Source organism: Actinomycetospora flava, assembly GCF_037400335.1.
Taxonomy (GTDB): domain Bacteria; phylum Actinomycetota; class Actinomycetes; order Mycobacteriales; family Pseudonocardiaceae; genus Actinomycetospora; species Actinomycetospora flava.
Genome location: NZ_JBBEGM010000008.1, coordinates 233,880 through 252,050 on the forward strand (window position 1 = coordinate 233,880; position 18,171 = coordinate 252,050).

Here is an 18,171-nt window from a genome sequence, read left to right on the forward strand (position 1 = left end):
GCCCGCTCAGGCGGTCTTGCTGCGCCGGCCCTTCGAGGTCGAGGCCGCCGCGGTCTCGTCGTCGTCGGCCTTCTTCTTGGTCGAGCTCTTCGACCGCGTCGACTTCTTCGGGGCCTCCTCGGTGGCCTCCTCCGCCTTCGCCTCGGTCGCCTCCTCGGTCTTCTTGGTGCGCGAGCGCGAGCGCTTCGGCTTCTCCTCCTCGGCCGGTGCCTCGTCGGTCGACGCGGTCGCGGCGGTCGCGGCGGCCGGCTCCTCGGCCGGGGCCTTGCCGCCGGCGGCCTCGACGCTGCGCCGCAGGGCGGTGAGCAGGTCGGTCATGTCGTCGCCCTCGTCGGCGGGGGCCGCCTCGGGGGTCGGGCGCCCGCCGCCGTGCTCGCGCTTGTACTCGATGAGGTCCGAGACGGCCTGGCGGTAGTCGTCCTCGAACTGGTCGGACTCGAACTCGCCCGAGAGGCTCTCGACCAGCGAGGACGCCATCTGCATCTCCTGCGGACGCAGGTCGACCTCGGTGTTGAGCGTCTCGAACTCGGGCTCGCGGACCTCGTCGGGCCACAGCATCGTCTGCAGCACGATCGCGTTGTCGCGGACCCGCAACAGCGCCAGCGTCTCGCGCTGCCGCAGCGCCACCTTCACCACGGCCATCCGGTCGGTCTCGCGCAGCGCCTCGCGCAGCAGTGCGTAGGGCTTGACGGCCTTGCTCTCCGGCTCGAGGTAGTAGCTCTTGTCGAGCAGCAGGGCGTCGATCTGATCCGACGGCACGAACTGCACCACGTCGATCTCGTGGCCGGACGCGACCGGCAGCGTCGCGAGGTCGTCGTCGTCCAGCATGATCAGCTGGCCGTCGTCGGTCTCGTAGCCCTTCGCGATCTCGGAGTACTGCACCTCCTCGCCGCAGACCGAGCACGTGCGCTTCTGGCGGATGCGCCCGCCGTCGCGCTCGTGCACCTGGTGGAAACGGATGTCGTGGTTCGTGGTGGCGGCGTACAGCCGCACCGGCACGTTCACGAGCCCGAACGACACCGCGCCGTTCCAGATCGCGCGCATCATCGGCCCCTCTCGGCGGGCAGGTCGGTCGGCGCGGTCGACACGCGCTCACCCTGCGTCGGGACCAGCATGCCCCACCGGCCCCATTCGTCCCAGTCAAGGACGCGCCGACCCCGGTCCCCGTGATTGTCGGTCGGCGGAGGCACGATGGCCGGGTGCGTCCGATGCTCCCCGTCCCCGGCGACCTGCCGGTCGACGGCGCCTGGAGCTACGAGGTCGACTGGGCGGGCGTCCGGCTGCTCGCCGACGTCGACCAGGGCGAGCTGACCCTGCGCACCGCGGACGGCGAGGACGTCACCGCGCGGTTCCCCGAGTTCGCCGGCCTGGTCGACGCCGTCGCCGACGGCCTGCTCGACGGGGAGGCGGTGATGCTCGACGGCGGCAGCCCCTCGGGCGACGCGCTCGGGGAGCGTCTCCGGATCGCCGACGCCGGCCGCGCCCGGGCGATGGCCCGCGAGCGCCCGGCGGTGTTCATGGTCTACGACGTCATGCGCCTCTACGGGGTGCCGCTCGACCCGCGCCCCCTGGAGGAGCGGCGGGCCGTGCTCGCGCGGCTGGACCTCTCGCAGGCCTCCCGCATCCAGATCTCGCCCGCCTACGACGACGGTCCGGCCCTGCTCTCGGGCGTGATCGCGCAGCACTTGTCCGGGGTGATCGCGAAGCGCCGGGGGACGCCGTACCGCTCGGGCGACTCGGCGGGCGACTGGGTCCGCGTCGACCCGGCCCTCGCCACCGGCCCCGCCCTCCTCCCGGCGCAGGCGGGGACCCGCACCCCGCAGCCTCCACCCGTGCCACCGGCGGGTCCCGCGTCTCCGACCCCGCCCGCGTCCCGGCGGCCCCGCCACGCCCGGCGCGAGCGCACGCCCCAGCACGACACCCTCTTCTGAGAGGCGCCGCGGCGCGGCCGGTGAGCCGGGGTCAGAACGGTGGGTCATCGCTGCGTCCTCCGACCCGAGCCGGCGGGCTCGGCCTGGGTGTCGGTGTCGGTGCTGGTGTCGGTGCGGGTGCTGGTGTCGGTGTCGGGACCGTGTCGGGTGTCGCGGGCAGCAGGACGGGCCGGATCGTGCGGTAGCGGCGCCCGGACGGCGTGGTCCAGACGACCGAGCCGCCCGGTCCGCGGGCGACCGTCCACCCGGGCAGGTGCTTGATCCGGTGGTGGTGGCGGCACTCGGGACCGAGGTTGTCGGCCGCCGTCCGGCCCCCGGGATCGCCGGGGCGGAAGGGCACCAGGTGGTCGAGGTCGCAGGCCTGCGCGGGCACGCGACAGCCCGGGAAGGTGCAGTGGAGGTCGCGGTGGCGGACGTGGTCCGCCATCGCGGCGGGTGGTCGGTAACGGCGGTGGCCGACGTCGACGACGGCGCCGGACAGGGGGTCGGTGAGGACGCGCCGCCACGTCGCGTCGGCCTCGGCGGCGAGGGCGCGCGCGGCCTCCGCGGTGATCGGGCCGTACCCGACGAGCTCGGCGGGACGCTCGTCGAACCCGAGGAGCGTGTCGGCGGAGACCACGACCCGGACCTGCACCGACCCCCGCCGACCGGGAGACCCTGACGGCGCTCCCCGCGGTCGAGCCCGAGGCCGATCCCGCGGTCGGGAGGGCGGTGGGGAGGGCGGCGGGGAGGCTGGTGTGGTCCCGGCCGGTGGTCTCTCCGTTGGTGGTCTTCCCGCCGGTGATGACGTGGCGGGCGTGCCCTCGTCGTCGGGCCGCCGCGGCGCGGGGACGAGCGCGCCGGCGTCGTTCTCGGCGGCGTCGTTCTCGGCGGGGTCGTTCTCGGCGGCGTCCTCCGCCGGGCGCCGGGCCGCGTGACCCGGCGGCGGGCACGCGCACGACCCCGCACCCGGATCGCCGCCCCGGTCGTCCGCGTCCGCCCCGTCTCCGGCCTCCTCCGCCGGCTCGGCCACGGCCCCGGCCGCTGCGAGGGCGCCGAGGGTGACGAGGTCGGTCAGGGCATCGGCCCGCCGCGCGTCGGGGGAGCGCTCACCCTCGTCGTCCCTCGACGCCACAACACGGGCGTGGGCGTCGATGGTGCGGTAGAGCAGCAGGGCCTCGGCGGCGGGCAGGTAGGCGGTGACCGTGGCCATGCCGTGGTCCTCCGCGCCGAGGTGCACCCCGCGCTCGCGGGCTTCGGCCCGTTCGCGGCGGCGGGCGCTCGCGGGATCGAGGCGGATCGCGGCCCGGCGCGCCGCGCCGGCCAGCTGGGCCGGCGTGCGCGCGATCTGGCGGCCCGCAGCGGTGCCCTCGAGCAGGTCGCGGCAGATGCGCTCGCGCAGCTCGGGATCGAGGTCGAGCAGGACCCCGGCGACCGCGCGGACGTGGGCGAGACCGAGGCGCCCGTCGAGCATCGCCTCCACGAGCAGCGGCAGCCCGCCCACGAGGCTGACCGCCTCGTCGACGCGGCGGGTGGCGGTGCGCCCGGCGACCTGCCAGGTCAGCGCCAGCTCGGCGGTCACCGAGTCGACCTCGGCGCCGACCCCGCCCACGTGATCGTCGAGAAGCGTGCCCGGCGGGCGCCGCTCGGCGCGCGCGACGGCACCGGAGACCAGCGACTCGACCGTCATCATCTCCTGCGCCTGGGCCCACGCGCTCATGCGCGCCCACCCCGCGACCCGGTCCAGCCCGTCGCGGACGGCCGCCCGCCAGGCCGCGTCGCCGTCCGGCGAGTGGTCGGCCGGCGAAGGATCCGGGGCGAGGAGCTCGGCGGCGATCAGGTGCTCGCCCAGCTCCGGACCCGGGAGGACGCCGGCCAGGGCGGCCGGAGCGCTCTCGTCGACGAATCCTTCGAACATGTGTTCGAGTATGTCACGCCCCACCGACACCGCGGGCCGCTTCGGGCAAAGAACTCAGGGCTCCCGCGCCACCAGCCCGCTGAGCACCACGGCCAGGAGCTCGGTCAGGGCCGTCGGGAAGTCCAGGCGCATGACGGCGAGGTCCGGGTTCTCCTCGTAGGCGCAGACCATCGCCGGCGCCGGCTGCGTGGCCGCCCACAGCGTCCCGGCGCAGAGGCTCGACACCGCGGCGGCGCGCAGGGTCGCGTCGGGTCCGAGCTCGGGGAGGTGCCGGCGCAGGACGGCGGCCAGGTCGCCGGCCAGGGCCATCGTCTCCCGCTTGTGGCGCACGGCCAGCTCGGTGGACACGTTGCGCTCGAGGACCGCGGCCTGGGCGCCCAGGAGGTCGCACAGCACGGGACGCTCGGCGAGGGTCCGCGCCAGCAGGCCCGCCACGGCGTCGATGCGCTCACGACCGGTCCCGGAGGCGACGGGCGCCGCGGCGACGACCGCGAGCCACTCCGCCAGCCGCGCGTGCAGCAGGTCGAGCAGGGCCGCCTCGCGGGATTCGACGTACCGGAGCACGTTCGACTTCGCGAGCCCCACCCGGCGGCTGATCTCGTTGAGGCTGACGTCGGCGACCGGCATCTCGCCGAGCATCGCGGCCGTCGTGTCGAGGATCGCCCGGCGCCGCTCCTCGCGCTGCTCCTCGCTGCGCGCCCGCCGGAAGGTCATGGGTCACATATTACGGACCACCGGTCCGTTGCGAAGAGACCGGTGGTCCGTTAGCGTCGGTCGCAGCTACAGACCGTCGGTCTGTTACGACGAGAGGAGCGGCCGTGTACGCCGTGCCCGACCAGACCGGACGGACCGCCGTCGTCACCGGCGCCAACAGCGGGACCGGGAAGGAGGCCACCGCCCGCCTCGCGGCTGCGGGCGCCCGGGTCGTCCTGGCCGTGCGTTCCCCGGAGAAGGGGGAGGCGGCGCGTGAGGAGATCCGGCAGCGGGTGCCGGGCGCCGACCTCGAGGTCCGTCGCCTCGACCTCGCCGACCTGGCCTCCGTCGAGGCCTTCGCCGACGGGATGCGGGGCGGCCCCCTCCACGTCCTCGTCAACAACGCCGGCGTCATGGCCGTGCCGCAGCGCCGCGAGACCGCCGACGGGTTCGAGCTGCAGATGGGCAGCAACGCCCTGGGCCCGCTGGCGCTGACGGTCCGGCTCCTGCCCGCGCTGCTCGCCACGCCCGGCGCGCGGGTCGCCACCATGAGCAGCGGCGCGGCGCACGTCGGGCGCGTCGACCCCGCGGACCTCGACGCCACGCGCCGCTACAACCCGTGGCGCGCCTACGGAGCGTCCAAGCTGGCGGACCTCCTGCTGACCCGCCACCTCGCCCGTCTCGCCGACGAGCGCGGCTGGGACCTGCGCAGCACCGCGGCCCACCCCGGCTACACGCACACCAACCTGCAGACGACCGGGCCGAACCTGGGGCACCCGGGTCGCGTCCAGCGTGCGGGCCGGTACCTGGAGCGGTTCCTCCCGTCGCAGGAGGTCGACACCGGCGCCGAACCGCTGCTGTTCGCCGCCGTCGACCCGGCCGCGGAGAACGGCAGCTACTGGGGCCCGGACGGCCGCTTCGAGATGACCGGGTCGACGACGCGCGCCCGCTTCCCGCGCCGCGCGCTCGACGCCGAGCTCGCCGCCCGCTTCTGGCACACCGCGCAGGAGCGCACCGGCGTGGAGCTGCCCGTCAGGACGGGCTGAGCGCCTCGTCCGCGGCGTCGAGGGCCTCGGCGGTCCAGCCGATGACGCGCCCGCCGGTGCGGCCGAGCTCGCGCATCGCCTCGAGGAACTCGCCGGGGGTGCCCTCGAGGTCGATCCGGACCTCGCGGCGGGCCGAGCGCGCCTCGTCGAGCGCGGTGCGCCCGTCGTGGCCGGCGCGCAGGGTCGCCAGCAGGCCGCCGGTCGAGGCGAGGGAGCCGCGGGCGGCGCCCAGCCGACCCAGGGCGTCGTCGAGCGACGACAGGAGGGCCGAGCGGTTGCCCTCGGTCATGGCGGCGGTGAGCTCGGGGCGGGTGCCGGCGACGCGGGTGCCGTCGGTGAACGACCCGGCGGCCAGGGCCAGGGCGAGCTCCCCGCCGTCGGCGCCCACCGCGGCGAGCACCGCGGCGAACAGGTGCGGCAGGTGGGAGATGCGGGCGGCGGCGAGGTCGTGCTCGTCGGCGGCGGCCGGGACGACGACCGCGCCGCACGCCAGGGCCAGCGCGGCGACGTCGATCCACACCTCGAGGTCGGTGTCGTCCTCGGTGGCGACCACCCAGACCTTCTCGTGGAAGAGCTGCAGCGACCCCGCGTCCCAGCCGGAGAACTCCGTGCCGGTCATCGGGTGGCCGCCGACGAACCGGGTCGCGGGGGCCAGGCGGGCCACCGACTCGGCGACCGGGACCTTGACGCTCGTGACGTCGGTGAGCCGGCAGTCCGGGGCCTCGCGGGCCACGGCGGCGAGCACGTCGTCGAGGGCGGTCAGTGGCACGGCCAGCACGACGAGGGCGTCCTGGGCGGCGGCCCGGGCGAGCGCCTCGTCGACCGAGCCGGCGATGTCGTAGCCGTCGGCGGCGGCCTTCTCGGCCGTGGTCGTCGAGGCGGACGCGCCCCAGGCGTGACGTCCCGCGTCCGTGGCGGCGCGCAGCAGCGAGCCACCGATGAGACCGAGCCCGATGACGCACACCGGGCGCTGCTGGGCGGCGGCGAGGGCGGCACCTGCGGATTCCACGGGGGCGACCCTAGGACGACCCGGGAGAGTGAGGACGATGCGCCCGAACAGGGGTCTCAGCCCGGCCGGAGGGCGTCCAGGACGTACCCCGAGTACAGGGCCACCCCGGCGACCATCGAGTCCTCGTCGAACACCACGCGGTTGGAGTGGTTGGGCGGCGCCTCGGCGGGGTCGACGTCCGACGGGCAGGCGCCGAGGAACGCGAGCGCGCCGGGCACGCGCCCGAGCACGTAGGAGAAGTCCTCCGACCCCATGATCGGGTCGGGCATCGGCTCCACGAAGCGCGACCCCAGCACCGAGCGCCCGACGTCGGCGACGCGGTCGGCGACGTCCGGGTGGTTGACGGTGACCGGGTAGCCGGCCTCGATGTGCACCTCGCACGAGCACCCGTAGGCCGCCGCGACGCCCGCGCACACCTGCCCGATCTCCTCGAGCACCCGGGAGCGCGTCTCCTCGGACAGCGTGCGCACCGTGCCCTCGAGCAGGGCGGTCTCGGGGATGACGTTGGTGGTGGTGCCGGCGCTGATGTGGGAGACGGTGAGCACCGCGGGGTCGAACGCGCTGATCTTCCGCGTGATCATGGTGTGCAGCGCACCGACCATGGCGGCCGCGGCCGGGACCGGGTCGAGCGCGTCGTGCGGGGCGGAGGCGTGGCCCCCGCGGCCGGTGACGCGCACGTGCAGGTCGTCGGACGACGCCATGATCGAGTCCGGACGGGTCTGCAGCGTGCCGGCGGTCAGGCGCGAGGTGACGTGCAGCGCCATCGCCGACTCCGGGACGCCGCCCGGGCCGTCGGCGGACAGCAGGCCCTCGTCGATCATCGTGCGCGCGCCGTGCGCGCTCTCCTCGCCGGGCTGGAACATGAAGACCGCGGTGCCGGCGAGGCGTTCGCGACGGCCGCTGAGCAGGCGGGCGGCCGAGGCGAGCATCGCCGTGTGCAGGTCGTGCCCGCAGGCGTGCATGGCCCCGTCGATCTCCGAGGCGAACGGCAGTCCGGAGTTCTCCTCCATCGGCAGCGCGTCCATGTCGGCGCGCACGAGCACCGTCGGCCCCGGCTGCGCGCCCCGCAGCACGGCGGTGACCGAGGTGCAGTCGCGGCCGGTGTCGATCTCGAGCGGGAGCTCCCGCAGCGCGGACAGCACCGCCGCCTGGGTGACCGGGAGCGTCAGGCCGACTTCGGGGTTGCGGTGCAGGACGCGGCGCAGCGCGAGCGTGCGCGGCTGGAGGCCCCGTGCCTCGGCCAGCAGCGCCCGTTCGGGGGCCCGGTGTGCCGCGCGCCGACCACCCGCTCGCCGCTCCGGAGCACTCACCCGTCCGATCCTGGCACCCCCGTCGTGTGGTCGCGGCGTGCGCGAGACCGTTCGTTCATCCGGGCGAGGTCCCCCGGACGCCCGGAGGCAGTGCGCCGACGACCGTCCGGCGCCCGTGACCTCGCCGGACTTCCACGTGGACACACCCGCCCCCTACCGTAGAGCCATGGCAGGCCAGGGCCCTGGAGGCTCCACCGCGACACGCGGCGGCGCGGGCACCGTCGCACCCCTCGACGGGTGGGCGGTGGCCGTGACGCGCGAGGAAGGACGCTGGCGCGCGGTCGCCATGGACCGCGGCAGCCTGGCCGATCTCGACTCGGCCATCAGTGCCCTGCGGGCCCTGCGCTCGACCGGCGCGGTGCTGGGGCTCCTCGACGTCGACGACGAGTTCTTCGTCCTCGTGCGCCCGACGCCCGGCGGGGTGGCGCTGCTGCTCTCCGACGCCGTCGCCGCGCTCGACTACGACGTCGCCGCCGACGTGCTCGACCTCCTGCGCCTCGAGGTCCCCGACGAGGACGAGGCCGACGACGACCCGTGGCCCGAGGGCGACCTCGGCATGCTCGCCGACCTCGGCGTGCCCGAGGACGAGCTGGCGGTCCTCGTCGAGGAGATCGACCTCTACCCGGACGAGCAGCTCACCGCGATCGCCCGCCGCTGCGGGTTCGCCGACGAGCTGGCGAAGGTCGTGGAGACCGCTGCGCCCTGACCGGGAGACGGAGCGCAGCGCAGCTCGACCCGTCGATACGGCCCTGATGGGCCGGGCGCTGGAGATCGCCCGGACCTCGGGTGACGACGTCCCCGTCGGCGCGCTCGTCGTCGACGCCGACGGCCGCGAGCTGGCCGCGGCCGCCAACGCCCGCGAGGCCACCGGCGACCCCACCGCCCACGCCGAGATCCTGGCGCTCCGGGCGGCGGCGCCGCGTCACGGCGACGGCTGGCGCCTGGGCGGCTGCACGCTCGTCGTCACCCTCGAGCCCTGCACGATGTGCGCCGGCGCGGCCGTGCTCGCGCGCGTCGACCGCATCGTGTTCGGCGCCTGGGAGCCGAGGACCGGCGCCGTCGGCTCCCTGTGGGACGTCGTGCGCGACCGGCGGCTCAACCACCGCCCCGAGGTCGTCGGCGGCGTCCGCGAGAGCGAGTGCGCGGCGGTCATGCTCGACTTCTGGCCCGGTCGTGATCGTCGGGAGAGCGTCCCGTAGCCTTGTCGGCGGTAGCGTGTCCGAGCGGCCAAAGGAGCGCGCCTCGAAAGCGCGTGTGGGTTCTGCCCACCGTGGGTTCGAATCCCACCGCTACCGCACAGTGAGGGGCTCCGCCCCCCACACCCCCTGAAAGACAACGACAGTGAGGGGCTCCGCCCCCCCACACCCCCCGAAGGACAACGACGGCCCCCTCCCGGACTCGGGAGGGGGCCGTCGTCATCGGTGGCTAGTGGACGGCCTGGCGGGTGAAGTTCGGCGGGATGATCAGGTCCTCGGGGACGAGGTCGTGCACCGACTTCTTGCCCAGGCCCATGAGCCCCGAACCGATGCCGCCGCGCAGGATCTCGAAGACGTTCTCGACGCCCGGCTGGCCGGCTGCGGCGAGGCCCCACAGGTAGGCGCGGCCGATCGCGACGGCCTTGGCGCCCAGCGCAAGGGCCTTGACGACGTCGCTGCCGCGGCGGATGCCGCCGTCGAGGATGACCTCGACGTCGCGGCCGACCGCGTCGACGATCCCGGGCAGCACGCGGATCGGCGCCGGGGTGGAGTCGAGGTTGTTGCCGCCGTGGTTGGACACCTGGATCGCGGTGGCGCCGGCGTCGACGGCGCGCTTGGCGTCGTCGATGCGGGTGATGCCCTTGACCGAGAACGGCAGGTCCGAGCCCCACTGCTCCCGCAGCCAGGCGACGTCGGCCCAGGTGGGGGGCGGGGTGAACATCCACTGCCCGTAGGCGCCGAAGAACGTGGGCGGCTGCTCGCCCTGGGTGGGGATGTTCGGGACCGTCAGGTCGGGGATCTTGCCGGAGCGCAGGAACGCGAGGCCCCACTTCGGCCGCGTGGCGCCCTCGGGGATGTACTTGAGGATCGTCTTCCAGTCCATCTTCTCCGGGATGGACGGGCTGCCCCAGTCGCGGCCGTGGGAGAACGACCAGTCGAGGGTGACGATGAGGCCCTTGGCGCCGGCCTTCTTCGCGCGCTCGGCGCGGGCCGCGAGGGTGTCGCGGTCGCCGACCCAGTACATCTGGAAGAACGTCTTGTCGTTCGCCTCGACGACGTCCTCGACCGAGCGGCTGGCGAACGACGACAGGCCCATCGCGGTGCCGGCGTTCTTCGCGGCGCGCGCGACCGCGACCTCGCCCTCCGGGTTGACCGCCTGCACCCCGGTGGGGGAGACGATCACCGGCATCGAGACCTCCTGCCCCATCACCGTGGTCGACAGGTCCTTCTCGAACGGCAGGTCGCACACGTGCGGCAGGAACTGCAGCTCGCGGAAGGCGTTGATGTTGTCCTCGAGCGTCGCGCCCGCCTCGCTGCCGGCCACCAAGGCGCCGTACACCGACTTCGGCAGGCTCTTCTTGGCGCGCCGCTGCGCCTCGGCGACGGACTCGAACCACTGACCAGCCATGGAAACCCTTCCGCGCGTGACGTGCTTCGCCGCAGCCTATCCGCGCGTGAGGCCGAGCACGGTGTCTGCGCGGACGGTCCCGGGCTGCCCGTTCGGAGGGGGCGCTCACCGCCAGGGCGGGGGTCCACTCGACGCGCGCACCACCAGCTCGACGGGCAGCCGGTGCTCGTCGGCGACCGCGTGCGGGCGCAGCAGGAGCTCCGCGGCGCGCCGCCCCTTCTCCCGGTGGGACTGGCGCACGGTGGTCAGGGCGGGGTGCGCGTCGGCGGCGGCGGGGACGTCGTCGAACCCCACGATCGAGACGTCGCCGGGCACCGACAGCCCCGCGTCGGCGGCGGCCGCCATCGCGCCGAGGGCGAGCTCGTCGCTCATCGCGAGCAGCGCGGTGGGACGGGGACGCCGCGCCAGCAGCGCGGCCGCGGCCCGCCGGCCGGCGTCGCGGCCGTAGGGGGAGCGCTCCTCGACGGGCACCGCCGACCAGCGGTGCCCCGCGGCCTCGACGGCCTCGCGGTAGCCGATCAGCCGCTCCCGGCAGGCGCGGTACCGGGCGCGGTCCTGGCGCTCCAGGTCGGCGGTGCCCTCCCACTCGTCGTCGACCAGCGGCATGGCCAGCACCCCGAGCCGCGTGTGACCGAGGTCCAGCAGGTGGCGCGCGGCGGACGCGGCGCCGCGGCGGTCGTCGATGCCGACGTGCCCCGCCCCCGGCAGCCGCGGACCGTCGACGACGACGAACGGGAGGCCCCGGTCGACGACGGCGGCGAGCTTGCCGTCGATCGGGACGTCGCAGTAGCAGATGACCGCGTCGACGAGGGCGACGCGCGCGACCGCGCCCGCGGGACCCCCGCTGATGAGCACGAGCGCGAGGTCCTCGTGCTCGCACACCTCGCTGACGCCCTGGAGGAACAGCACCGCGGCCGGGTCGCTGAACGCGAACGACATCGGGTCCTCGTAGATGAGGCCCAGGGCGTTCACCCGGCCCCGCGAGAGCGTCGCGGCGAGGGGGTGGGGCCCGGCGTAGCCGAGCTCGCGGGCGGTGTGGAGGACCCGGTCGCGCAGGGTCGAGCTGAGCCGCTCGGGGTGGTTGTAGGCGTTGGAGACCGTCGCCCGCGAGACGCCGAGCGCGTCGGCGACGGTCGCGAGCGTGACCCGCCCGCCCCGGCGCCCGTCGGTCTCCACGCCGCGATTCTCCCCGACCCCGGGAGAGGGCCGGGAGACGACGAGGTGGTGAACCGGTTCAAGGCCAGCTCGATCGACTTCAATCGAGGTCTTGCGTCGCGCTCGTTTGAACCGGTTTAGTAGGCGAGCGACGACGTGAGGAGGAGCCACATGGGACTCCGACGAACCTGGTTCGAGCAGGCGCAGGTGCTGCTGGGGGTCGGCGCGGCGGCCCGGCAGGTCGCGGCGGAGGCGGAACGGGTGGTCGCCCGGGCGGCCGCCCGCGAGCGCCTGACCGCGGTGGAGGGCGAGATCGCGCACCTGCTCGCCGACGAGCACGTCCCGGCCCGTGCCCGGCGGCTGCGGGCCCTCGAGCAGGCGAGGGACGATCTCGAGAGGGAACTGGCCGCGTAGCCGGCCACACCGCGATCCCGATCACTCCGAACGGCCGAACCGTCGGCGACCCCTGGGCGAACGGTGCCCAGAACGTCGAGGAGGAGGTGGCCAGGGTGGTCGAGCAGGTGGTCGAGACGGCTCCGCCCATGACCCCGGACGAGGTCGTCACCGACTCCCCGACCGAGGCCGGTGCCGCGGCGGCCGACGCCGCGCTGGTGCACCGGCTCGGCGGCCGGGAGAAGGCCGCGCTGGACGCGCTCTACCAGCGCTACGGACGTCCCGCGTACTCGCTCGCGCGACGGATCTGCGGCGACGAGGGGCTCGCGGAGGACGTGGTGCAGGAGGTCTTCCTCGCCCTCTGGCGCGACCCGGGCCGCTTCGACGCCGGACGCGGCACGGTCGCGAGCTGGCTGATGACCCTCGTGCACCACAAGTCCGTCGACGCCGTGCGCCGCGAGGCCACCCGGCGCCGCCACCACCCGACGACCGGCGAGCCCGACGAGGGCGTGGCCGCGGCCGGGCCGTCCGCGGCGCGCCAGGCGCTCGGCGCGGTGATCGGCGAGCAGGTGCGGGCCGCCCTGCGCCGGCTGCCGACCGAGCAGCGCACCGCCCTCGGGCTCGCCTACTACGGCGGCTACTCGCAGCGCGAGGTCGCGAGCCTGACCGGCGTGCCCATCGGCACCGTCAAGTCCCGGATGTTCGCCGGTGTCGCGCGCCTGCGGGTGCTGCTCGGACCGGCGCTGGGCGCCTCGGCGGCCGACGCCCTCGGGGACTTCTCGTGACCACCTGCGACCTGCGCGGCGACGCCGTCGGTCACGCCTTCTCCGCCCTCGAGCCCGACGAGGACCGCGCCTTCGAGGCCCACCTGCCGCACTGCGCGAGCTGCCGGCGGGCCCGGGCCGAGGCCCTGGACGTCGTGGCCGCGCTGGGTGCGTCGGTACCGCCGGTCGAGCCGCCGGCGGCGCTGCGGCAGCGGATCCTCGACGCGGCCCGGGCCGACGCGGCGCCGGTGGCGAGGCCCGTCACGCCCCCGGCGACCCCCGCTCCCCGCGACCGGCCGGCCCCGCCGCCCCGCCGCCGGCGTCGCGTCCTGACCGCCGTGGGGGGTCTCGTCGCCGCGGTGGTCCTGGGCGTCGGCCTGATCGTCGCCCAGGGTGTGCTGCCCACGCGGTCGACGCCCTCGGGCGACCCGGTGACGGCGCTGGCCGACCAGGCCGACCGGGTCGTCGACGACGCCCGGGACCGCGATCCGGGGGCCCGGACCACCGTGCTGCGCTCGGAGGCCGGCACGCCCGCCGCGGTCCTCGTCGACCCCGCCGACGCGACGGCGCCGGTCCGCCTGGTCGCCCTCGATCTCCCGCCGACCGGGAACGCGCGCGACTACGTGGTCTGGGCGACGGGGATGCCGGGCAACGCCCCCGAGGCGGTGGCCGTCATGGACCCGGACGACGGGATGACACGCCCGCTCGCCGCACCCGACGCCCCCGCCGCTCCGGGCGAGCCCGGGCCGCGCGGCTGGGCCGTGTCGATCGAGCCGAGCGGGCCGGTGCCCGCCCGGCCGTCGACGGTCGTCGCGATCGGCCTGGTGGCGGGCTGAGGGCTCCTCACCCGCACGCCACCCGTCGTTCCACCGTTCGTCGCTGCTCGGTGGTCCCCGGTCGCAGTCCGCGCGTGCCGCGGCCGCGAGTTCGGTGCCGTCGTCGGACCGCGCGTCTACCGTGGGACGTGCCGGCGATCACCCCGCCGGCGCGCCCTGCGACGTGCCCGGGAGGAGGCGCCGATGACCGACGTGGCGACCCTCGCCACCGGGCTCGCGGGCCCCGCCGTCGGCACGTCCGCCGGGGAGGCCTCGCCCGGGCGGCCGATGCTCGCGAGCGCCGGTGACGTCCCGCGCGGGGTGGGCTGGGCCTTCGAGTTCGTGTGGGACGGGCTGCGCTGCCTGGCCCGCACCGACACCGACGGGCTGCGCCTGGTCACCGACGCCGGCCGGGACGTGACGTCGCACTTCCCGGAGCTCGGGGTGTCGGCCCCGTGGACGAGCACCGAGGGCCTGGTGCTCGACGGGGTCGTCGTGGCGCTCGACGGTGTCGGGCGGCCGAGCGCGGGCAAGCTGCGCCGCCGCCACCGCGTCGCGCACCCCTCGGAGATCCTCCAGGCCCAGGTCCCCGTGTCGTACTACGTCTTCGACGTGCTCGAGGTGGCCGGCGCGTCGACCCGCCGGCTGCCCTACCGCCAGCGCCGTGAACTCCTCGCCGAACTCGATCTCTCCGGGAGCCGTGTCGTGATCCCGCCGTTCTTCACCGGCGTCGCCGCCGAGGCCGTGATCGACACGGCGCGGCGGTACGGGCTGGACGGGGTGGTGGCGAAACGCCTGGAGTCGACCTACCAGGTCGGTCGGCGCTCGCGGAGCTGGATCGAGACCGCCGTGCGGCGCACCCAGGACGTCGTGGTCGGCGGCTGGATCCCCGCGCGCGGCCGTCCCGGCACGGTCGGCGCCCTGCTCGTCGGCGTGCCCGGCGAGACGGGCCTGAGCTACTCCGGCCGGGTCGTCACCGGTGTGACGGCGGCCGCGCGGCGCGAGCTCGACGGCGTCCTCACCGCGCTCGAGCGCCCGGCCAGCCCGTTCGCCACCGCGCTGCCCGAGGGCGAGAGCGGCGCCGTGCACTGGCTCGCGCCCCGGCTCGTCGGCCAGGTCGAGCACCGCCGCTGGACCGCCACGGGCCTGCTCGAGCGCCCCACCTGGCAGGGCCTGCGCTCGGCGCACCCCGCCACCGTCGAGGCGCCGGTGCTGTCCGCGCCCGTGGTCGACACCGACCTGGAGCTCGACGACCTCGAGATCGCGGAGTCGCCGGGCACCACGGCCCGCGCCAGCCGGCGCACCCCGGCCACGCCCGCCGACGTCGTCGCGGTGCCCTCCGCCGAGGACGTCGAGTCGGCGCTGCGCTCGCGGTTCTCGGCCCACTTCGTGCACAACACCCTCACGGCGATCGCGTCCTACGTGCGCACCGACCCCGGCCGGGCGCGCGAGCTGCTCACCGAGTTCGCGGACTTCACGCGCTACTCGTTCCGCTCCGGCGGCGAGCTCACCACCGTCGGCGACGAGCTCCACAACGCCGAGCGCTACCTCACCCTCGAGCAGGCGCGCTTCGGGCAGCGGCTGCTCGCCGAGGTCGCGGTGGCGCCCGAGGTCCGCGGCGTGCTCGTGCCGCCGTTCGTCGTGGCCCCGCTGGTGGAGAACGCCGTGCGCCACGGCATCGAGCCGGTGCCCGGCGGCGGGAAGGTCAGCGTCTTCGCGGCCGGCTCCGGGTCCGACTGCGTGATCACCGTGTCCGACGACGGCGCCGGCATGGGCCCGGAGGCGACACGCTCGGCCTCCCAGGTCGACCGGCGCCACGGCGGCATCGCCGAGGTCTCCCGCCGCCTGCACGCCACGTTCGGCTCGCAGTGCGACGTCCACGTCGACACCCGGCCCGGCGTCGGCACGGCGGTGCGCCTGCGGCTCCCGGCGATCACCGCCTCGGCCACGGAGCCGAGCCGGGTCCTGGTGGGCTGACGCCGCGCGAGCACGACCACGGGCAGGCCGGACGGCTCGGGGCCGCCCGGTCCGCCCGCGGGCCGGAGACGTCTCAGTCGTCGTCCTCGTCGTCCACCACGCTGCACGTCGCGTCCGGCCCCGACGCGTCGTCCGGCGAGAGGATGTCCGACAGGATCGGGACGGCGGCGTCCACGCCGCAGGCCTGGACGGGCAGGACGGTGAGATCGTTGAGCAGGGCGATCCCGGTGGAGTCGTCGTCGGTCGTGACCGGGTCGGCGAGCGCGAGCGGGGCGGCGGCGAGCAATCCGGCGCCGGTGAGGGCGACGATCGAGGCAGCGCGTCGGAACATGAGTGGTCTCCTCGCGTAAGGACGAACGAAGGAGACCGTTCGTCGCATCTGCAGCTGCGGTGAACGGCCCGCGAGGACTCAACCCCGCCGTCCGCGACCCGGCAATCGGTGCGACGAAGGGCCACCGGAAAGCGTGGTGGTCGATTGGGTGGGACGAGTGGTGGGCACGCCGCGCCGAACGGTCCTCACGGCGGGACGAGCGGCGAGCAGGAGAGGTGGTGCATGGAGGCCGTCGCGGTGGACTGGTCGGGCGACGCGCGTGCTGCCCACCGGCGGATCCGGGTGGCGACGGCGGTGCCGGGGCGGCTGCTCGAGGTGCGCGCCGGCCTCGACCGCGACGGGGTCGCCGCCCTCCTGCGCGAGCGCGCCGCGGCCGGGCCCCTCGTCGCCGGTCTCGACTTCTCGTTCGCGCTCCCGGCGTGGTTCGCCCACGAGCACGGGTGCGCCGACGTCGCGGCGCTGTGGGACCTCGTCGACCGGGAGGGCGAGCGCTGGCTGCGGGAGTGCCGGCCGCCGTTCTGGGGCCGCGGGGCGACGCCGCGCCCGCCGTCCGACCCGGCGCGGCCGGGCTTCCGGGTCACCGAGGAGGCCGCGCGCGCCGACGGGCTCACGCCGAGCTCGACGTTCCAGATCGGCGGCGCGGGCGCGGTGGGCACCGGCTCGCTGCGCGGGATGCCTCACCTCGCGCGCCTCCGGGCGGCCGGGCTCGCGGTCTGGCCGTTCGACGACGCCGGGGACGCGACGCTGCTGGAGGTCTACCCGCGCGTGCACACAGGGCCGGTGGTGAAGCGCTCGCCCGCCGCGCGCCAGGAGGCCGTGCGGGGCGACCCGCGCATCCCCGCCGCGCTGCGCGACGACGTCGTGGCGACCGAGGACGCCTTCGACGCCGCGCTCTCGGCGCTCGCGATGGCCGAGCACCTCGACGAGCTGCGCACCCTGCGGGCGGCGCCGGCCGGCAGCCCCGAGGCGATCGAGGGCGCGCTGTGGCGCCCCCGACCGTGATCTCGGGTGCAGGGATCTCAGATGTGCGAGCGCACCCGTGCCGGGCGCACCGGCTGCGGGACCTCGCGGAAGGCCTCCCGCACCGCCCGGCGCGGGTCGGCCGAGCGGATCTCGGCCAGCGGCTCCCGCAGCTCGTCGAGCTGCCGGCGGACCTCGGCGAGGTCCGCGGCGGAGTCCACCTGCTCGCGGAGCGAGGACGCGTACTGCTTGCCCTGCGTCACGGCGTTGGCGAGCGAGCGGATCGCGCCGGGGAGCCGCTCGGGGCCGATGACGAAGAAGCCGATGAGGGCGAGCAGGACGAGCTCACCCATGCCCAGTCCGAGCACGGATCGTCACCTCCTGGGTGTCGAAGGAGTCAGCCGACCGGATCGGGCAGCGGGGACGGGCTGTCGTCGTCGAGGTCGTCCCAGCCCGGGTTCCGCCGCGCCTGGCGGCGGTCGTGCAGGCGGCAGACCTGGATGGCGAGCTCGAGCAGCACGCAGAGCGCTGCGCCGAGCACCGCCATGGAGATCGGGTCGCCGCCCGGCGTCGCGATCCCGGCGAACAGGAAGGCGCTGAAGATGATGACGCGCCGCCAGCTCGCGAGCTTCGCGTACGAGACGGCGCCGACGCGGTTGAGCATGACCACGACCAGCGGGGTCAGGAACCCGACGCCGAAGACGACCATCAGCGACAGGACCAGCGAGTAGTACTCGTCGCCGCGCAGCGCCGTCGTCTGCACCGAGTTGCCGATCATGAGCAGGAAGCTCAGCGCCTGGGCCACGACGAGGTAGGCGAGGATCGCGCCGCCCGCGAACAGCACCGACGCGGTGCTGATGAACGCGACCGCGCCGCGCTTCTCCCGGCGCCGGAGTCCCGGGGTCACGAACGCCCAGAGCTGGGAGAGCCAGCCCGGCGCCGACAGCACCACGCCCGCGGTCGCCGCGACCTTGACGCGCAGCAGGAACTGGTCGAACGGGCCCGTCGCCAGCAGGCGGCAGTCCGTGCCGTTCAGTCCCGCCCGCGCGCCGGGGGGCAGCGAGCAGTAGGGCTGGATGAGCAGCGAGCCGAGACTCGGGACGCCGAGGATCGAGTTCTCGTACCAGACGAACCCGAGCACGGTGCCGACGGCGACCGCGACCAGCGCCCACGCCAGACGGCGGCGCAGCTCGAGGAGGTGGTCGAGGAGGGTCAGGGTCTCCTCGGGATCCCGGCGCCGGCGCCCGGGCCACCACCGCGGCAGGCGGCGGGTGGGGGTGGACACG

19 protein-coding genes and 1 tRNA gene are annotated in these 18,171 nt (G+C 75.6%); 10 read left to right on the forward strand and 10 right to left on the reverse strand.

Features of this window, described 5'->3' with window-relative positions:
* Positions 1–6: 6 nt before the first annotated feature.
* Positions 7–1,044, reverse strand: a complete 1,038-nt coding sequence (gene ku, locus WCD58_RS19960) for a non-homologous end joining protein Ku (protein WP_337704813.1) — start codon at positions 1,042–1,044, stop codon at positions 7–9.
* Positions 1,045–1,208: 164 nt separating this feature from the next.
* Here ku and WCD58_RS19965 point away from each other — a divergent pair, with 164 nt between their 5' ends.
* Entirely contained in the window at positions 1,209–1,931 is a 723-nt protein-coding gene (locus WCD58_RS19965; protein ID WP_337704885.1) for an ATP-dependent DNA ligase, read from the forward strand.
* A 31-nt stretch (positions 1,932–1,962) separates the two neighbouring features.
* Here WCD58_RS19965 and WCD58_RS19970 read toward each other — a convergent pair whose 3' ends face one another.
* Together WCD58_RS19970 and WCD58_RS19975 are read right to left on the reverse strand one after the other, a co-directional pair.
* On the reverse strand, positions 1,963–3,828 hold the full coding sequence (locus WCD58_RS19970; RefSeq protein ID WP_337704814.1) for an HNH endonuclease signature motif containing protein: 1,866 nt from the start codon (positions 3,826–3,828) through the stop codon (positions 1,963–1,965).
* 54 nt (positions 3,829–3,882) lie between these two features.
* On the reverse strand, positions 3,883–4,542 hold the full coding sequence (locus tag WCD58_RS19975; RefSeq protein ID WP_337704815.1) for a TetR/AcrR family transcriptional regulator: 660 nt from the start codon (positions 4,540–4,542) through the stop codon (positions 3,883–3,885).
* Positions 4,543–4,646: 104 nt separating this feature from the next.
* On the opposite strand from WCD58_RS19975, the gene WCD58_RS19980 reads away from it, so the two are divergent.
* A complete protein-coding gene (locus WCD58_RS19980) occupies positions 4,647–5,567 on the forward strand; it encodes an SDR family oxidoreductase (protein WP_337704816.1) in 921 nt (306 codons plus the stop codon).
* Here the strand turns inward: WCD58_RS19980 and WCD58_RS19985 are convergent.
* Together WCD58_RS19985 and WCD58_RS19990 are read right to left on the reverse strand one after the other, a co-directional pair.
* Entirely contained in the window at positions 5,554–6,576 is a 1,023-nt protein-coding gene (locus WCD58_RS19985; RefSeq protein WP_337704817.1) for a prephenate dehydrogenase, read from the reverse strand. The two genes, WCD58_RS19980 and WCD58_RS19985, sit on opposite strands and share 14 nt — an antisense overlap.
* A 56-nt stretch (positions 6,577–6,632) precedes the next feature.
* Positions 6,633–7,886 carry a M20 metallopeptidase family protein gene (locus WCD58_RS19990; RefSeq protein WP_373696253.1) on the reverse strand — a complete coding sequence of 418 codons (1,254 nt, stop codon included), beginning with the start codon at positions 7,884–7,886 and terminating at the stop codon, positions 6,633–6,635.
* Positions 7,887–8,052: 166 nt separating this feature from the next.
* Between WCD58_RS19990 and WCD58_RS19995 the strand changes: the two genes are divergently transcribed.
* The 3 genes from WCD58_RS19995 to WCD58_RS20005 all read left to right on the forward strand — a co-directional run bounded on the left by WCD58_RS19995 (position 8,053) and on the right by WCD58_RS20005 (position 9,181).
* A complete protein-coding gene (locus WCD58_RS19995) occupies positions 8,053–8,592 on the forward strand; it encodes a tRNA adenosine deaminase-associated protein (RefSeq protein ID WP_133826502.1) in 540 nt (179 codons plus the stop codon).
* 46 nt (positions 8,593–8,638) lie between these two features.
* Positions 8,639–9,085: a nucleoside deaminase gene (locus tag WCD58_RS20000; protein WP_337704819.1), complete on the forward strand. Its 447-nt coding sequence runs from the start codon at positions 8,639–8,641 to the stop codon at positions 9,083–9,085.
* Positions 9,086–9,095: 10 nt separating this feature from the next.
* Positions 9,096–9,181: transfer RNA gene (locus WCD58_RS20005), tRNA-Ser, on the forward strand.
* 130 nt (positions 9,182–9,311) lie between these two features.
* Here the strand turns inward: WCD58_RS20005 and mftD are convergent.
* Both mftD and WCD58_RS20015 read right to left on the reverse strand, forming a co-directional pair.
* Positions 9,312–10,490, reverse strand: coding sequence for a pre-mycofactocin synthase MftD (gene mftD, locus WCD58_RS20010; RefSeq protein ID WP_337704820.1), 1,179 nt, complete (start codon positions 10,488–10,490; stop codon positions 9,312–9,314).
* Between the two features lie 105 nt (positions 10,491–10,595).
* Positions 10,596–11,666, reverse strand: a complete 1,071-nt coding sequence (locus WCD58_RS20015) for a LacI family DNA-binding transcriptional regulator (RefSeq protein ID WP_337704821.1) — start codon at positions 11,664–11,666, stop codon at positions 10,596–10,598.
* Positions 11,667–11,816: 150 nt separating this feature from the next.
* On the opposite strand from WCD58_RS20015, the gene WCD58_RS20020 reads away from it, so the two are divergent.
* The 4 genes from WCD58_RS20020 (at position 11,817) to WCD58_RS20035 (ending at position 15,594) form a co-directional block, all read left to right on the forward strand.
* Positions 11,817–12,059 (forward strand): hypothetical protein, encoded by a 243-nt coding sequence (locus WCD58_RS20020; protein ID WP_337704822.1) that lies wholly within the window; start codon positions 11,817–11,819, stop codon positions 12,057–12,059.
* An 86-nt stretch (positions 12,060–12,145) separates the two neighbouring features.
* The gene (locus WCD58_RS20025) at positions 12,146–12,823 is read left to right on the forward strand and encodes an RNA polymerase sigma factor (RefSeq protein ID WP_337704823.1); all 678 of its coding nucleotides are present in this window, start codon (positions 12,146–12,148) and stop codon (positions 12,821–12,823) included.
* Positions 12,820–13,638, forward strand: a complete 819-nt coding sequence (locus WCD58_RS20030) for an anti-sigma factor domain-containing protein (protein ID WP_337704824.1) — start codon at positions 12,820–12,822, stop codon at positions 13,636–13,638. The genes WCD58_RS20025 and WCD58_RS20030 overlap by 4 nt, the downstream gene beginning before the upstream one ends.
* A 183-nt stretch (positions 13,639–13,821) precedes the next feature.
* Positions 13,822–15,594 (forward strand): ATP-dependent DNA ligase, encoded by a 1,773-nt coding sequence (locus WCD58_RS20035; protein ID WP_337704825.1) that lies wholly within the window; start codon positions 13,822–13,824, stop codon positions 15,592–15,594.
* 73 nt (positions 15,595–15,667) lie between these two features.
* On the opposite strand, the gene WCD58_RS20040 is transcribed toward WCD58_RS20035, so the two are convergent.
* Positions 15,668–15,925, reverse strand: coding sequence for a hypothetical protein (locus WCD58_RS20040; protein WP_337704826.1), 258 nt, complete (start codon positions 15,923–15,925; stop codon positions 15,668–15,670).
* Between the two features lie 222 nt (positions 15,926–16,147).
* Between WCD58_RS20040 and WCD58_RS20045 the strand changes: the two genes are divergently transcribed.
* Positions 16,148–16,927 (forward strand): hypothetical protein, encoded by a 780-nt coding sequence (locus WCD58_RS20045; protein ID WP_337704827.1) that lies wholly within the window; start codon positions 16,148–16,150, stop codon positions 16,925–16,927.
* Between the two features lie 17 nt (positions 16,928–16,944).
* Here WCD58_RS20045 and tatB read toward each other — a convergent pair whose 3' ends face one another.
* Both tatB and tatC read right to left on the reverse strand, forming a co-directional pair.
* Positions 16,945–17,253: a Sec-independent protein translocase protein TatB gene (gene tatB / locus WCD58_RS20050; RefSeq protein WP_337704828.1), complete on the reverse strand. Its 309-nt coding sequence runs from the start codon at positions 17,251–17,253 to the stop codon at positions 16,945–16,947.
* Positions 17,254–17,282: 29 nt separating this feature from the next.
* Entirely contained in the window at positions 17,283–18,170 is an 888-nt protein-coding gene (gene tatC / locus WCD58_RS20055) for a twin-arginine translocase subunit TatC (protein WP_337704829.1), read from the reverse strand.
* Position 18,171: the final 1 nt, after the last annotated feature.

Excerpts from the sequence above, each read along its gene's own strand:
- ku (WP_337704813.1), bottom strand. The coding sequence starts at position 1,044 with ATGCGCGCGATCTGGAACGGCGCGGTGTCGTTCGGGCTCGTGAACGTG.
- WCD58_RS19965 (WP_337704885.1), top strand. The coding sequence starts at position 1,209 with ATGCTCCCCGTCCCCGGCGACCTGCCGGTCGACGGCGCCTGGAGCTAC.
- WCD58_RS19970 (WP_337704814.1), bottom strand. The coding sequence starts at position 3,828 with ATGTTCGAAGGATTCGTCGACGAGAGCGCTCCGGCCGCCCTGGCCGGC.
- WCD58_RS19975 (WP_337704815.1), bottom strand. The coding sequence starts at position 4,542 with ATGACCTTCCGGCGGGCGCGCAGCGAGGAGCAGCGCGAGGAGCGGCGC.
- WCD58_RS19995 (WP_133826502.1), top strand. The coding sequence starts at position 8,053 with ATGGCAGGCCAGGGCCCTGGAGGCTCCACCGCGACACGCGGCGGCGCG.
- WCD58_RS20000 (WP_337704819.1), top strand. The coding sequence starts at position 8,639 with ATGGGCCGGGCGCTGGAGATCGCCCGGACCTCGGGTGACGACGTCCCC.
- mftD (WP_337704820.1), bottom strand. The coding sequence starts at position 10,490 with ATGGCTGGTCAGTGGTTCGAGTCCGTCGCCGAGGCGCAGCGGCGCGCC.
- WCD58_RS20020 (WP_337704822.1), top strand. The coding sequence starts at position 11,817 with ATGGGACTCCGACGAACCTGGTTCGAGCAGGCGCAGGTGCTGCTGGGG.
- WCD58_RS20035 (WP_337704825.1), top strand. The coding sequence starts at position 13,822 with ATGACCGACGTGGCGACCCTCGCCACCGGGCTCGCGGGCCCCGCCGTC.
- WCD58_RS20040 (WP_337704826.1), bottom strand. The coding sequence starts at position 15,925 with ATGTTCCGACGCGCTGCCTCGATCGTCGCCCTCACCGGCGCCGGATTG.
- WCD58_RS20045 (WP_337704827.1), top strand. The coding sequence starts at position 16,148 with ATGGAGGCCGTCGCGGTGGACTGGTCGGGCGACGCGCGTGCTGCCCAC.